General features: G+C 64.8%; 11 protein-coding genes and 1 pseudogene. 3 read left to right on the top strand and 9 right to left on the bottom strand.

The genetic code is table 11. The annotated features are described in order from the left end of the window. Positions 1-5 precede the first annotated feature (5 nt). The 7 genes and pseudogenes from HDG37_RS21750 to HDG37_RS21780 form a co-directional block, all read right to left on the bottom strand. Entirely contained in the window at positions 6-527 is a 522-nt protein-coding gene (locus HDG37_RS21750) for a (2Fe-2S)-binding protein (RefSeq protein ID WP_184051186.1), read from the bottom strand. A 415-nt stretch (positions 528-942) separates the two neighbouring features. After that, positions 943-2,334, bottom strand: coding sequence for an amino acid permease (locus HDG37_RS21755; RefSeq protein ID WP_184051188.1), 1,392 nt, complete (start codon positions 2,332-2,334; stop codon positions 943-945). 212 nt (positions 2,335-2,546) lie between these two features. Beyond that, positions 2,547-3,203: a response regulator transcription factor RqpR gene (gene rqpR / locus HDG37_RS21760; RefSeq protein WP_184051190.1), complete on the bottom strand. Its 657-nt coding sequence runs from the start codon at positions 3,201-3,203 to the stop codon at positions 2,547-2,549. A gap of 10 nt (positions 3,204-3,213) precedes the next feature. Next, positions 3,214-4,101 carry a sensor histidine kinase gene (locus HDG37_RS21765; protein ID WP_184051192.1) on the bottom strand — a complete coding sequence of 296 codons (888 nt, stop codon included), beginning with the start codon at positions 4,099-4,101 and terminating at the stop codon, positions 3,214-3,216. 405 nt (positions 4,102-4,506) lie between these two features. Further along, positions 4,507-5,277 (bottom strand): ferredoxin--NADP reductase, encoded by a 771-nt coding sequence (locus tag HDG37_RS21770; RefSeq protein ID WP_018419136.1) that lies wholly within the window; start codon positions 5,275-5,277, stop codon positions 4,507-4,509. 678 nt (positions 5,278-5,955) lie between these two features. After that, positions 5,956-6,552: pseudogene (locus tag HDG37_RS39440) on the bottom strand (ABC transporter permease); the annotation flags it as partial. 202 nt (positions 6,553-6,754) lie between these two features. After that, positions 6,755-7,807 carry a LacI family DNA-binding transcriptional regulator gene (locus tag HDG37_RS21780; protein WP_184051391.1) on the bottom strand — a complete coding sequence of 351 codons (1,053 nt, stop codon included), beginning with the start codon at positions 7,805-7,807 and terminating at the stop codon, positions 6,755-6,757. A 338-nt stretch (positions 7,808-8,145) separates the two neighbouring features. On the opposite strand from HDG37_RS21780, the gene HDG37_RS21785 reads away from it, so the two are divergent. After that, positions 8,146-9,150 carry an aldose 1-epimerase gene (locus tag HDG37_RS21785; RefSeq protein WP_221312101.1) on the top strand — a complete coding sequence of 335 codons (1,005 nt, stop codon included), beginning with the start codon at positions 8,146-8,148 and terminating at the stop codon, positions 9,148-9,150. A 46-nt stretch (positions 9,151-9,196) separates the two neighbouring features. Here the strand turns inward: HDG37_RS21785 and HDG37_RS21790 are convergent, their stop codons facing one another. Next, positions 9,197-9,994 (bottom strand): endonuclease/exonuclease/phosphatase family protein, encoded by a 798-nt coding sequence (locus HDG37_RS21790; protein WP_184051195.1) that lies wholly within the window; start codon positions 9,992-9,994, stop codon positions 9,197-9,199. Positions 9,995-10,048: 54 nt separating this feature from the next. Next, positions 10,049-10,609: a hypothetical protein gene (locus tag HDG37_RS21795; protein WP_184051197.1), complete on the bottom strand. Its 561-nt coding sequence runs from the start codon at positions 10,607-10,609 to the stop codon at positions 10,049-10,051. A 270-nt stretch (positions 10,610-10,879) separates the two neighbouring features. On the opposite strand from HDG37_RS21795, the gene HDG37_RS21800 reads away from it, so the two are divergent. Together HDG37_RS21800 and HDG37_RS21805 are read left to right on the top strand one after the other, a co-directional pair. Then, positions 10,880-11,857: an AAA family ATPase gene (locus HDG37_RS21800; RefSeq protein WP_184051199.1), complete on the top strand. Its 978-nt coding sequence runs from the start codon at positions 10,880-10,882 to the stop codon at positions 11,855-11,857. A 355-nt stretch (positions 11,858-12,212) separates the two neighbouring features. Next, positions 12,213-13,319, top strand: coding sequence for an NAD(P)/FAD-dependent oxidoreductase (locus HDG37_RS21805; protein ID WP_184051201.1), 1,107 nt, complete (start codon positions 12,213-12,215; stop codon positions 13,317-13,319). Position 13,320: the final 1 nt, after the last annotated feature.

Raw genomic sequence — 13,320 nt, forward strand, 5'->3', positions numbered from 1 at the left:
GCTCCTCAAGCGGCGGTGGCGCCGGCGGCATTCGCGCCGGCAGATGCGCTCGATGCGGCGGACTTCATACCCGCGGCGCCTTCGAGCACGGCCTTGACGATGTTGTGATAGCCCGTACAGCGGCACAGATTGCCGTCGAGCTGCTCGCGCACCTCGTCGCCGGTCAGATCGGGTTGACGCTGCACCAGCGACACCGCGTTCATCACCATGCCCGGCGTGCAGAAGCCGCATTGCAGACCGTGGCAGTGCTTGAACGCGGCCTGCATCGGATGCAGCGCGCCGTTGTGCGCGAGCCCTTCGATGGTCGTGAGTTCCGCGCCATCGGCTTGCACGGCGAGGATGTTGCAGGACTTGATCGCGCGGCCGTTCAGATGGACGGTGCAGGCGCCGCATTGCGCCGTATCGCAGCCGACATGGGTGCCGGTCAGACGGAGTTGATCGCGCAGGAACTGGACAAGCAGGGTGCCAGGGTCGACTGAGGCGCTCACGGGCGCGCCATTGACCGTCAGACTGATGCTGATCGCCATGAAGCTGTCTCCTATATTGATCGGAGCGAGCGCTTCGGCGTATCGATCCCTGCCTCGGCGCAGACCACGATCCCATGCAAGATAGTTGCTGTGGGTGAGACCGGACCTGTGATTGTTATTGCCCCTGCTTTGCTTCGACTGCGTGCTGACTTCGATTCGCCAAGTCCGATGAGGGTGCTACGGGTTTTACAAATCTGCCGAAAAGTAAAGCACAAATCGCGCGGGCGCGCTATGAGGGGAAGTGTGTTCGGCGCGCGCGAGCGCACGAAGAGAACACGGCGGCCACGGAATGGAACGCCGTAAAGACGAGCGCCCCGTCTGCGGAGCATGACGGGGCGCATCGATAGATCAGCGGAAAGCGAGGCCACGCTCGCGAGCATTCAGCTCATTGGCGAGGCTTCATCGAAACGGCGCTTTACTTTGCCAGTTTCGAATGACGGCGCGAGTAGCCGAAATAGATGAACATGCCGATCAGCAGCCAGATCACGAACGCGCCCCACGTGATGCCTTGCAGGTTCAGCATCAGGAACAGGCACGATGCGACCGCGAGCACCGGCACGACCGGCACGCCAGGGCAACGGAACGCGCGCGGCAGCTCTGGGTGCGTCTTGCGCAGCACGAGCACCGCGATCGATACCATCGAGAACGCCGCGAGCGTGCCGATATTGATCAGCTCAGCCAACACATTGAGCGGCACCAGCGCGCCGATCAGGCCGAAGAAGATGCCGACGAGCCACGTCGTGAAGAACGGCGTCGCGAAACGCGGATGCACTTTCGACAGCTTCGCGGGCAGCAGGCCGTCGCGCGACATCGCGAAGATCACCCGCGTCTGACCGTAAGCCATCACGAGAATCACGGTCAGCATGCCCAGCACGGCGCCGAGGTCGATGAAGCCCGCGACCCAGTTCTGCCCCGCGAGTTGCAGCGCGTACGACACCGGGTGCGAAATGCCCATGAACTTCCCGGACGGCACGATGCCGGTGACGACCGCGGCCACGGCCACATACAGCACCGCGCACACGCCGAGCGACGCGATGATGCCGATCGGGAGGTCGCGCTTCGGATTCTTCACTTCTTCGGCCGCCGACGACACCGAGTCGAAGCCGATGAACGCGAAGAACATCACCGCGGCCGCGCCGAACACGCCGCTCCAGCCGTGAGGCATGAACGGGTGCCAGTTGGCCGGCGTGACGTGAAACACGCCGACGCCGATCACGAGCAGCACGACGACGACCTTGATCGCAACCATGATGTTGTTGATTCGCGCGGATTCGCGCACGCCGAGCGACAGCAGCGTGGTGATCGCCATCATCACGAGGAAGGCGGGCAGGTTGAACAGCGTTTCGTGTCCGGGCACGGCGCCGGGGGCTGCGCTCAGCGCCATCGGCAGCGATACGCCGAAGCCCGACAGCAACGACTGCAGATAGCCGGACCAGCCGACCGACACCGCCGAGGTCGCGAGCCCGTACTCGAGCATCAGGTCCCAGCCGATGATCCACGCGGCCAGCTCGCCGAGCGTCGCATACGAGTACGTGTAGATCGAACCGGCGACCGGAATCGTCGATGCGAATTCAGCGTAGGCGAGCGCGGCGAATCCGCAGGCGATCGCCGCGATCAGGAACGAGATCATCAGCGCGGGGCCGGCCTGTAGGGCACCCGTGCCGGTCAGCACGAAGATGCCGGTGCCGATGATGGCGCCGACGCCGAGGAAAGTCAGGTCGAGCGCGCCCAGCGCCTTTTTCAGGCCGGCGCTCTGAGCGCTCGCCGCAAGCATGTGCTCGACGCTCTTTTTGCGAAACAGGGACATTGGCGTGGGTCTCCAGTGGTGCACGCGTGTTGCGCGCCGAATGTCGGGAAAACCCGCGATTCTAGCGGATGCGTGTCGCCGGGCTGGTTCGCGCGGCGCTTTCTGGGCCAAGGCGATGGGCGGAAACTCCCGCCAGGAGGTGATTTCGAGATGGTCTTGCGGTGTGGGAAGCGGGGCGACAGCGAGAGGCACGGCAGGCGGCGCCTGCTGGACTAGCCCGCCATCGCGGGATTCAGATCGACCAGGCGGTTGCTCATTACATAGAAGGTCAGCTCGGCGTTGTTGCGCAGCTTCATCTTGTCGAGCAGCCGCGTGCGGTACACGCTGACCGTCTTCACCGACAGCGACAGCGCGGCCGCGATATCGGTGAGACGTTTGCCTGACGCGAGCATGCACAGCGTCTGGTACTCCCGATCGGACAGCTTTTCGTGCGGCAACTGCTCGCCGTCGAACGACACGTAGTCGGCGAGCGCCTCGGCCATCTCGGGGCTCACGTACTTGCGGCCCGCCGCGACCTGCTGGATCGCGCCGATCATCTGCGCGGCATCGACCGTCTTCGACAGATAGCCGGACGCGCCGGCTTTGAGCGCGCGCACCGCGTACTGGTCCTCGCGATACATCGAGAACATCAGCACCGCGACGCGCGGCGCCTTGCGCTTCAGACGCTTGAGCACCTCGACGCCATTCATGTCGGGCAGCGAAATGTCGAGCAGCACGACGTCGAAGCTCTGGTGGACGACCAGGTCGAGCGCTTCGGAGCCGCTTTGCGCCTCGGCGACCTCGCGCGCGACGCCGCGATCGAGCAGCAGTTGGCGAACGCCCTGGCGGACCACCGCGTGATCTTCGACGATCAGGATGCGCAGGCTCATGGTCGCGGGCTCACGATTGCAGCGCGCGCCGGGCGGCGCGCGGCGTTGGGGCGGCCGCGCGCAGCGCGTGCCACGCGAAGCGGGCCTGGATCAGGGTGCCGCGCGGGGTGATGGCGCCGTTGCTGCCAGTGCCGCTGTCCTCGCCACGATCGACTCTCGTGCGCCTCGCGCTGATTCGCAGCGTGCCGTCGAATGCGGCGCAGCGCGCCTGCATGCCGGCGAGGCCAAAACGACCGCCGGTTTTTTTCTGGCCACCGCGTTCGCGCGCGCCGCGCGGCAGGCCGATGCCATCGTCGCTGACGAGGAGCCTCAGATGACGCGCACCGGTTTCGACGCGCAGGTCGGCGCAGGTCGCGCGCGCGTGCTTCGCGACGTTGTTCAGCGCTTCCTGCGCGACGCGGAACACGGCGAGCGCGGCATCGGCGGGCAGGCGCGCGAGCCGCGCGTCACCGCTGCAGGTGAAGGTGGTGCGCAAGCCGGTGCGCATGGAGAAGTCGCGTGCCCAGCACTGCAGCGCGCCGGCGAGGCCTGTCTCGAACGACGGCGCGTGCAGTTGCGCGATGGCGTCGCGATTTGCCGCCTGCACGGCGTCGAGCGAACGATTCGCGACCGCGAGCGCGGCCGCGCATTGAGGCGGCGCGTCGGCGGGCAGCCAGGTTTCGATGCCGGCGAACGCGAAGCGCGTCGCAGTCAGCTCTGCGCCGACGCCGTCGTGCAGCTCGCGCGCGACGTGACGGCGCACGCTTTCCTGCGCGTCGACCAATTCGGCCGACAGCTCGCGTACCCGCGCGCGCAGCCGCTCGATCTCGCGCGCGGCGAGCGATGGCATGTCGAAGCCATCACGCTGCGCGGCCGAAGCCAGCGCAGCGTTGAACGGGACGGCAGTCGACGTATCCATGAATTTCCCTCTCAGGAGGCGGAGTGGACGGCGAAGCGGGCACGCGCAGACGCATTCAAAGCCCGCGAATCACGAGGTTTCGCGTCGGACGAAACACGATGGCCCAACGTAACGAAATTTACATTCAGTAACAACTCGGGTGGACGACGATCGGTGCATGAATTCGTCTGATCTCGCGGCGCGATGATATCTCAAAAAGATTAAAAAAGCAGTCCCACCAAGGCTTAGCGCAGAGTCTTCAGAGATTACATGATGTTTACCGCGGACTCGTGCTGTCAGAGGAATTCTGACAGCGAAGGTGACGCCACGCGCTCCAATTTGTAACGGAGCAACAAAAAAAGGAGCCCGGAGGCTCCTTTTTTGGAATTCGCGGCGCGCGGGCCGTGAAGAAGAATGCCGGCCGGCTTAGCCGACGAAGGCCTTTTCGACCACGTAATGGCCCGGCTCGTTGTTGCTGCCTTCCTTGAAGCCCGCGTCTTCGAGCAGCTTGCGCGTGTCGCGCAGCATGTGCGGGCTTCCGCACAGCATGACGCGGTCGTCCTCGAGCGAGAAACCCGGCACGCCGAGGTCGGCGAACAGCTTTTCGGTTTCGATCAGCTCGGTGATGCGGCCGCGGTTCTGGAACGCCTCGCGCGTGACGGTCGGGTAGTACAGCAGCTTTTCCTGTACGAACTCGCCGAGGTGTTCATGCGCCGGCAGGTGCTCGGTGATGTATTCCTTGTACGCGAGTTCGTCGACGAAACGGCAGGTATGCGTGAGGACCACGCGCTCGTAGCGGTCGTAAATGTCCGGATCCTTGATGATCGACATGAACGGCGCGAGGCCCGTGCCGGTGGACAACAGCCACAGCGTCTTGCCCGGCAGCAGGTTGTCGGCCACCAGCGTGCCGACCGGCTTCTTGCCGATCAGCACTTCGTCGCCGACCTTCAGGTGCTGCAGTCGCGATGTGAGCGGGCCGTCCTGCACCTTGATGCTGAGGAATTCGAGATGTTCTTCGTAGTTCGCACTGGCGAGGCTGTATGCGCGCAGCAGAGGCTTGCCCTCGACCTGCAGGCCCACCATCGTGAACTGGCCGTTTTCGAAACGGAACGACGGATCGCGCGTGCAGGTGAAGCTGAAAAGCGTATCGGTCCAGTGATGGACGCTCAGGACGGTTTGTGAATTCAGGTTGCTCATGGCTTCTTGGATAGTGCGAAAACAAAGGCGGCCAGTCGTCTGAGCCGGCCGGCACGGCAAGGGCAATGCTGCGCTGACCCGTGGTCGGGACTCCCGCGCAATCCGTCATTTTACCGTGCCCGCCGGGGCGGGGCCGCGGCGCGGCGGCCGAGCGTGGTAAAGCGGGTTGCCAAACCGGGAAGCGGCGGCGCCGGCATGCTGGCGCCGCGAAGTACGTTGGCGTGAGTGCGGCCGTGCTTCAGCGGGGTACGGCGATTCGGCGAACGCCGCGAAAGGCGGCTGCCATTGGTTGCCCGGCAGGCGCGAAAGCGACGCGCCGCAAGGGCAACATTTTCAGGATGATACCGAAAGGCGGCGTGCGCTGCAGCATTGACCCTGCTGATAAAACTGGCAAATGGGGCGGAACCCTGCCGGCGCCATCGAGATCGCCTCGCTTTCGACTATCGTTTGCACGCCGCGATTTTTTGGGGAATACGCCCGACGTTGCCTCGTTTACGCAGGGCGCGAGTCGCGCGAAGCCAGGCAGTGCGGTGGGTGCGCGACTCGTCCTGGCGGCTGCGGCCGCCCATGCGAGTAGGAGGTGTCAAATGGAGGCTTCTCGTGCGATATCTGCATCCGGTTCATACACTGGCTTCGACGGGTTGGTGATACGGGCAGGCGCATCGCGCCGCGTGCGTCGCGCGCTGTGTCGAGCCGGCACAGATACGCGGCTTTTTCGTTGCCGCCGGTGATCAGCAGATGCTGGCCGAACAACGTCTTGCGCACGACCTATGCGAACCCGCCGACCAGCGCGAGCATCAGCAGCACCTGGAACGGCACGCCCGCGACCTTGCCGAGCGCGATCCACTGAAAGGCTGGCGTGTCGAACGCCTGCAGGCTGCCGTCGGTGACGACCTGCGCGATGCCGCGTCCGGCGATGAACAGCACGAGCGTCGCGACGATCGGCTGCACCGATAAACGAGTGACGAGCAGGCCGTTGAACACGCCGCATGCGGCCGCCGCGACTACCGGCAGCACGAACGCAAGCCCGACGCCGAGCGGCCCCGCTATGTTGAGAAACAGCCTCGGCGCAAGCGCGCCCGAAATCGCCATCGACGCGCCCACCGACAGATCGATGCCGCCCGTCGCGACGACCAGCGTCATGCCGATGCCGACGATCACGATCGTCACGACCTGCGTCATGTTCACGTTGAACGTCTGCAACCACCAGAAGTGCGGCGTGAATATCAGGTTGAACAGCAGCATCGCGAGCAGCACGATCACTTCGCGCTGCATCGCGAGATGGCGCCACTTGTGCACGGTGCTCGCGGACCGTGCGGGCGGGGTATTTATTTGCTTTTCGTGCTGCTCGGGATTGCCTCTGTCCAGCCGGGGGGGCGACGTTGGTTCGCCGGCGAGCGCGCGATTGGCTATGACCCACCGGCGCGCTGTCTTCCCGACCCGACGTGCCGATTATTCCACTCAAAATTATTATCTGTCAATCACTAATAATATTAATTGCCGCCGGTTTTGCCTCGGTAATTACCCTGACCGAGGTGCGTTCCACCAGCGGTCCGTCGAGCTTGACCGTGCGATGGCGCACCGGCGCGCCGGCTGCGCGATTCTGCTCTTCCTGCAGCAGCGTTTCGACGGCCCAGCGGCCGAGTTCGTAGTTGGGCAGCACCACCGTCGATAGCGGCGGATGCGTGTGGCGCGCGATTTCCTGGTCGTCGTAGCCGAGCACCGACACGTCCTCGGGCACGCGCAGGGCGAGCTGCTTGAGCGCCTCGATCGCGCCGATCGCGGTCAGGTCGTTGGCGCAGAAGATCGCGGTGGGCGGATTGGCCTCGCGCATCAGCGACAGCGTCAGCTCGAAGCCGAGGCCGGGGCTCCAGTCGCCGTCGCGCACGAGTTCGGCCGCGAAAGGCAGATCGGCGGTCGCGAGCGCGGTTCGGTAGCCCTTCAGGCGGTCTTTCGCGGCGTCCTGCCACGGCTCGCCGTTGATGTAGCCGATGCGCCGGTGGCCGGCCTGCAGCAGGTACTCGGTCGCCAGATGGCCGCCCGCGACCTCGGCTGGCACCACGGACGAGAACGTGCTGTCGCCGGTGTAGCAGTTCAGCAGCACGGTCGGCACCTGCGACAGCGCGCTCGGCGGCGCGACCTTGCGCGTGTAGACGGTCGCGTAGATCACACCGAACACGTGCGGATTGGTGAGGACCGTGTCGAGTACCTGTTTTTCGATGTCGGCGTTGCCGTGCGTCGAGTAGACCGCGAGCATCTTGCCGCTCGCGTACGCGGCGTCGCGCGCGCCGTCGATGTTGACGACCGGGTGCGGGCTCGTCGAGATTTCGTCGGCCAGATAGACGATCAGGTTGCGCTCGTCGCTCGATGCCGCTACGAGCGCGCGCAGCGACAGCCGGTAGCCGAGGTCGTGCGCGGCCTTCAGCACCTTGTTGCGGGTCGCATCGGAGAATTTTGCGCCGGCCGCGTTGTTGAGCACGAGCGAGACGGTGGATTGCGACACGCCGGTGAGCTTCGCGACGTCGGTCATGGTGGGACGGCGTTGAGTCGATTTTTTCATTGTGCGGGCCGCGCCGAGGCGGCGCTGAAGCGGGGGAATGCCAGCGGCATCATGCTGCTGACGGTACCACTAATAATATGCGCGCGGCAACGCGCGCTAACCCGCCATTTGGGAACGGAGCGTACGGTCCGTTACCAGCCATTTTTGAACGAATTTATTACTAATAATATTGACCAATGGTGCGGTGTCGTGCGATTCTCGACGGGGCGGACTGAGGTGGTCCTCCGGCCGCGGGGTGCGCGGCAGTCAAAGGAGATATGAATGCACGTTGATGCCGCTTTCCGCTCGCGGTTTCGCCTCGTCTGACCATGCGCGACGTTTCCCTGAATCCTGCCCGGCCGCGCGAGGCATATGCCGTGACTCGATCGGCGACTCAACGCTCATGGCTCGACGATCCCGTGATCGCCGCGCGCCTCGTCACGTTGTCGGCCGGTGCGTTGCGAGCGGTGCTCGCGCCGGACGTTGGCGGCGCGCTCGCGGCGTTCTACGAAGTCACGCCGGAAGGTCCGTTGCACTGGCTGCGGCCGGCGCTGCCGGAAGCGTTCGAAGCGCGCGATCCGCTGCGCATGGCGAGCTTTCCGCTGTTCCCATACTGCAACCGGATTCGCGATGCGCGCTTCGCGTTCGACGGCGCGACGATCGATCTCGCCGGCAACGACCCGCGTTTCGCCCACGCGCTGCATGGCAACGCGTGGCGGCATCCGTGGCGCGTCGGCGCACGCAGCGAAAGCGCGGTGGACTTGCACTTCGAGCACGAACCGGATGCGAGCGTGACTAACGACTGGCCGTTTCGCTATCGCGCGCGGCAGCGTATCGAGTTGCGCGGTGGCGCGCTCCACATCACGATGTCCGCGCGCAATCTCGCCGGCCGGCCGATGCCGTTCGGCATGGGCCATCATCCGTACTATCCGCGCACCCCGGCGACGCGCATCCATGCCGACGTGCAGGCGATGTGGCACGCGGACACCGACGTGCTGCCGACGCATCTCAGCCCGCATCCCGCCGTCGACGCATTGCGCGCGGGCATGTCGCCCGATGCGTTCGATCTCGACAACAACTTTTCGAACTGGTCGCGCGTGGCGACGATCGCGTGGCCCGACGAGCGCCGCAATCTGACGATGCGTGCCGACGCGCCGTTCGATCACCTGGTCGTGTTCGCGCCGGTCAACGATCCGCAGTTATGTGTGGAACCGGTCACGAATACGACCGATTGCTTCAACGCGGTTGGTACACAAGAACACGTCGGTGGCTGCGAATTGCAGCCGGGGGAGGAGATCGAAGCGGCGTTGAGCTGGACGCCGCATCGCGAGTGAGGGGGGACGCGCTTTCCGTTGGCGAAAGCTCAACCGACAGAAGCGCTCACTCCAGCCGCAACTTCGCCATATACGGCAAATGATCGGACAGCCACGCGGTCTCCTGCGTCGGCTGGATCCATTCGACCGGCTGCATGCCGCGCACGAACATCTTGTCGAGCGACAGCGCCGGCGAGAACGCCGGGAACGTGCGCGCCGGTTCGCCGAGCAGCGTCGCGACTTCCTGCAAGCCATGCTCGCGAAAGAGCGGCACCGAGTCGTTGCGCCAATCGTTGAAATCGCCGGCCAGCACCAGCGGACCGTCGGGGGCTTCCTTCGCGATCCAGTGCGCGATCCAGTCCATCTGCCGCAACCGCGCCGGACGCGTCAGCGCGAGATGCGCACAGAGCAACGTGACGAGCCGTCCGCCGAACGTCGCACGCGCGACCAGCAGGCCGCGTTTTTCGAAGCGGTGCGCGGAGATGTCCCAGCGGCCGCCGAGATCGAGCGGATGCGGCGACAGGATCGCATTGCCGTGCCGCCATGACGGCTTGAACACGTTCGGGCCGAGCGCGACTTCGAGTTCGAGCGCGCGCGCGATTTCGGTTGCCTGACAGTGCCATACATCGGTCATTGGATCGCCCATCGGCGTGCCGAAACTGCTCGCCAATACCGGCGACGGCATACGCCGCGCCATCGCTTCCTGCAGGAAGTATGCGTCGGCGTGGGTCGATTGAACCCAGCGCTGCATCGCCTGCCAGGCCTGAAAACCGAGCGGCGTGCGGCCCTTGTGCAGGTTCCAGCTCACCGCGACGAAATCGTTCGGCGCGAGGCTCTCGCGGATCAGTTCTTCTGGGTTTCGCATGCCGCGTTATCCACGTGTGCTGTTTGAGCGCGTCGGTAAGGCGCGCGGTTCCTGTCAGTTCGGATTGCTGCTGCCGGTCGCGGCGCCATTGCCGCTCATGCCGCCGTTCGTGCCGTTGCCGTTCGCACCGTTGCTCACGACGTTCGCATGCACGCGGTACACGAGGCTCGGATTGTGATCGACGATCGTCCAGCTCGCCCATTGATCCGGCGGCACCACGAGACCCGGGTGGCTCGCGCTCACCTGGCGCGGCTGCGGCGGCAGCTTGCAGCCGATGTCGGTGCGCCGCGCATTGTCGTCCTCGAGCGTTTCCTGCGTGTCGATCGAAAACATCACGCCCTCGGGATCGACGCGCAGCGGCGACACCGTGATCGTGCGTGACAGATCGATGCTGCCGGCCGGCTGGTCCTTGCAGCCGACCTCATGTTGCACGACCTGGTGATGCGTATCCGTGCGCGCCTGGCCGACGGTGGTGGTGCCGTCGAACGAATCGATCTGCTGGCCATCTTTCACCACCTGCAGCTGCCATTGCACGACCTGCTGCGCTGGCTGTTGTTGCGCGTGGGCGAGCAACGAAGCGCCAAGCAGCATGGCCACGATACTGGTTTTCCACATAAAAAGGATCTCCGCTTACGCGTCGTTTGCGTGGGTGCCTCGTAGCAATTAGAGAGCCATCTTACCCCCGATGGCCGCAACGATTTCTGACACGGTCGACGAGGGCCGGTTCAGCAACACTCCATTCCAGATAAGGATGGGATGCCAGCGATCGTTAGCAGCAGAGCCACATGACTGCTGGCTTGCACGCGTTTGTGTCCTCGCTACACTGGACTCGAACCGGCGCTCACAAGGCGCCGCCGCTGCAGAATCAGCCAAACGGGGTGAGCGATGACGACAGCAATGGTCAAACAGGAAATCGCCGTGGCCTCGTTCAGCCGGGTGTATGACCTCGACGAGGTCGAAAGCGCGCTGAACGGTCTCGGCGAGGGCGCGAACGAGGCGCTGCGCGCGACCTACGAAAAGATGCTGAAGTCCGGCAATCTGCGATTCTGCGTGAAGCCGAACCGGATGCCGTCGATCGACGATCTGATCGGCGCGCTGCCCAATTTCTCCGCACCGCTCGACGACATCCGCAAGCAGGTCGCGCTGTGCCTCGAAACCGAGGACCGGCTCGAACTGATGCCGATCCTGTTGCTCGGCGAGCCCGGCATCGGCAAGACGCATTTCGCGAAGCAGCTCGCGCGCCTGCTCGGCACCGCGTACCAATACGTCGCGATGAGTTCGCTGACGGCGGGCTGGATTCTGTCGGGCGCGTCGTCGCAATGGAAGAACGCGAAGCCGGGCAAGGTGTTCGATGCACTCGTGAACGGCAGCTACGCGAACCCGGTGATCGCCGTCGACGAAATCGACAAGGCGAGCGGCGATTCGCAATACGATCCGCTCGGCGCGCTGTACGCGCTACTCGAACACGACACCGCCCAGAGCTTCATCGACGAGTTCGCCGAGATACCGATCAACGCGGGCAACGTGATCTGGATCGCGACCGCCAACGACGAACGCGCGATCCCCGAGCCGATCCTGAACCGCATGAACGTCTACGAGATCTCGCCGCCGGACCACGCCGGCGCGCGACGCATCGCGCAGTCGATCTACGACGAGATCCGCGGCGCGCACAACTGGGGCCTGCGCTTTCCGGGGACGCTTGGCGAAGCGACGCTCGATGCGCTCAAACGGGCGTCGCCGCGCGAGATGCGCCGCGCGATCCTGAACGGCTTCGGCGCGGCGCGCATCGCGGGACGCGACCAGATCGAGCCCGCCGATATCCGCCTCGATTACGGAAACCGGCGAAAACCGATCGGTTTTTGAGGTTTTCGGTCGGTTTTTCGCATCCAAACCCCGCTTCTCTGGAATTTGGGGAGCTGTCTCGGCAAATTTGTACAGCCTGCGTGGAGAATGCCGCGGCAATTATTGCTATTTTCGATGTGGAGCGCAGAATCGAGCCAGCTTGCGCCGCCATCGCCTGGTCGGCGCGCACGAACGTTTGTCACTTCTGTCTGTACCGAGTCGTACAATTTTCCGTGGCGGTGATAAAAAGACATAAGCAAACCAGCGGACAGATGCGTTCGACAACAAACGGAACGCGGCGGCGAGGTGCCGTACTTGTCTTCCTTCCATCGGTTGAACGAGGCAGCGCGCGGCCCAATGCGCCGCGTCAACGGATATGGATCAGATCGAATGTGTAGTGATCGGCGCCGGCGTGATCGGCCTCGCGACGGCGCGCGCGCTGGCGGCGCGCGGGCGCGAGGTGATCGTGCTGGAGGCCGCCGACGCCATCGGCGTGGGCACGAGTTCACGCAACAGCGAAGTGATTCACGCGGGTATCTACTATCCGCGCGGATCGCTGAAGGCCACGCTGTGCGTGCGCGGCCGCGAAATGCTGTATGACTATTGCGCCGAGCGCAACGTGCCGCATTCGCGCTGCGGCAAGCTGCTCGTCGCCACCTCGCGCAACCAGATTCCGCAGCTCGAAAGCATCATGGCCAAAGGGCGCGACAACGGCGTGCTCGACCTGATGCGCGTCACCGGCGATCAGGCGCAGGCGCTCGAACCGGCGCTCGAATGCGTGGAGGCGGTGTTTTCGCCGCAGACGGGGATCGTCGATAGTCATCAGTACATGCTCGCGCTGCAAGGCGATGCCGAGCGCGACGGCGCCGTGTACGCGTTCCATGCGCCGGTCGAGGCGATCGAGGCTCACAACGGCCGTTTCACCATCGCGGTCGGCGGTGCGGCGCCCGCCACGATCAGCGCTGCCTGCGTGATCAACAGCGCGGGTCTGCATGCGAACGCACTCGCGCGCAAGATTCGCGGACTCGACTCGCGCCACGTGCCGCCGCTCTACTTGGCGCGCGGCAATTACTTCAGCATTTCGGGGCGCGCGCCGTTCAGCCGCCTGATCTACCCGATGCCGAACGAAGCCGGCCTCGGCGTGCATCTGACGCTCGACCTGGGCGGCCAGGTGCGCTTCGGCCCCGACGTCGAATGGATCGATGCGATCAATTACGACGTCGATCCGCGTCGCGCGGAGTCGTTTTATGCGGCGATTCGCGCGTACTGGCCGGCCTTGCCCGATGGCGCGTTGCAGCCGGCGTACGCCGGTATTCGTCCGAAGTTGTCCGGCCCGGGCGAGCCCGCCGCGGACTTCATGATCCAGGGGCCGGCCGCGCATGGCGTGCGCGGGCTCGTCAATCTGTTCGGCATCGAGTCGCCGGGGTTGACCGCATCGCTTGCGATTGCGCAGCGGGTCTGCGAGCTGAGCGGGCGGCCTTGAG

This window comes from Paraburkholderia sp. MM5384-R2 (assembly GCF_014201025.1).
In the GTDB taxonomy this organism is placed as follows: Bacteria; Pseudomonadota; Gammaproteobacteria; order Burkholderiales; family Burkholderiaceae; genus Paraburkholderia; species Paraburkholderia tuberum.

Excerpts from the sequence above, each read along its gene's own strand:
- HDG37_RS21795 (WP_184051197.1), bottom strand. The coding sequence starts at position 10,609 with ATGTGGAAAACCAGTATCGTGGCCATGCTGCTTGGCGCTTCGTTGCTC.
- rqpR (WP_184051190.1), bottom strand. The coding sequence starts at position 3,203 with ATGAGCCTGCGCATCCTGATCGTCGAAGATCACGCGGTGGTCCGCCAG.
- HDG37_RS21765 (WP_184051192.1), bottom strand. The coding sequence starts at position 4,101 with ATGGATACGTCGACTGCCGTCCCGTTCAACGCTGCGCTGGCTTCGGCC.
- HDG37_RS21750 (WP_184051186.1), bottom strand. The coding sequence starts at position 527 with ATGGCGATCAGCATCAGTCTGACGGTCAATGGCGCGCCCGTGAGCGCC.
- HDG37_RS21780 (WP_184051391.1), bottom strand. The coding sequence starts at position 7,807 with ATGACCGACGTCGCGAAGCTCACCGGCGTGTCGCAATCCACCGTCTCG.
- HDG37_RS21755 (WP_184051188.1), bottom strand. The coding sequence starts at position 2,334 with ATGTCCCTGTTTCGCAAAAAGAGCGTCGAGCACATGCTTGCGGCGAGC.
- HDG37_RS21805 (WP_184051201.1), top strand. The coding sequence starts at position 12,213 with ATGGATCAGATCGAATGTGTAGTGATCGGCGCCGGCGTGATCGGCCTC.
- HDG37_RS21800 (WP_184051199.1), top strand. The coding sequence starts at position 10,880 with ATGACGACAGCAATGGTCAAACAGGAAATCGCCGTGGCCTCGTTCAGC.
- HDG37_RS21770 (WP_018419136.1), bottom strand. The coding sequence starts at position 5,277 with ATGAGCAACCTGAATTCACAAACCGTCCTGAGCGTCCATCACTGGACC.
- HDG37_RS21790 (WP_184051195.1), bottom strand. The coding sequence starts at position 9,994 with ATGCGAAACCCAGAAGAACTGATCCGCGAGAGCCTCGCGCCGAACGAT.
- HDG37_RS21785 (WP_221312101.1), top strand. The coding sequence starts at position 8,146 with ATGCGCGACGTTTCCCTGAATCCTGCCCGGCCGCGCGAGGCATATGCC.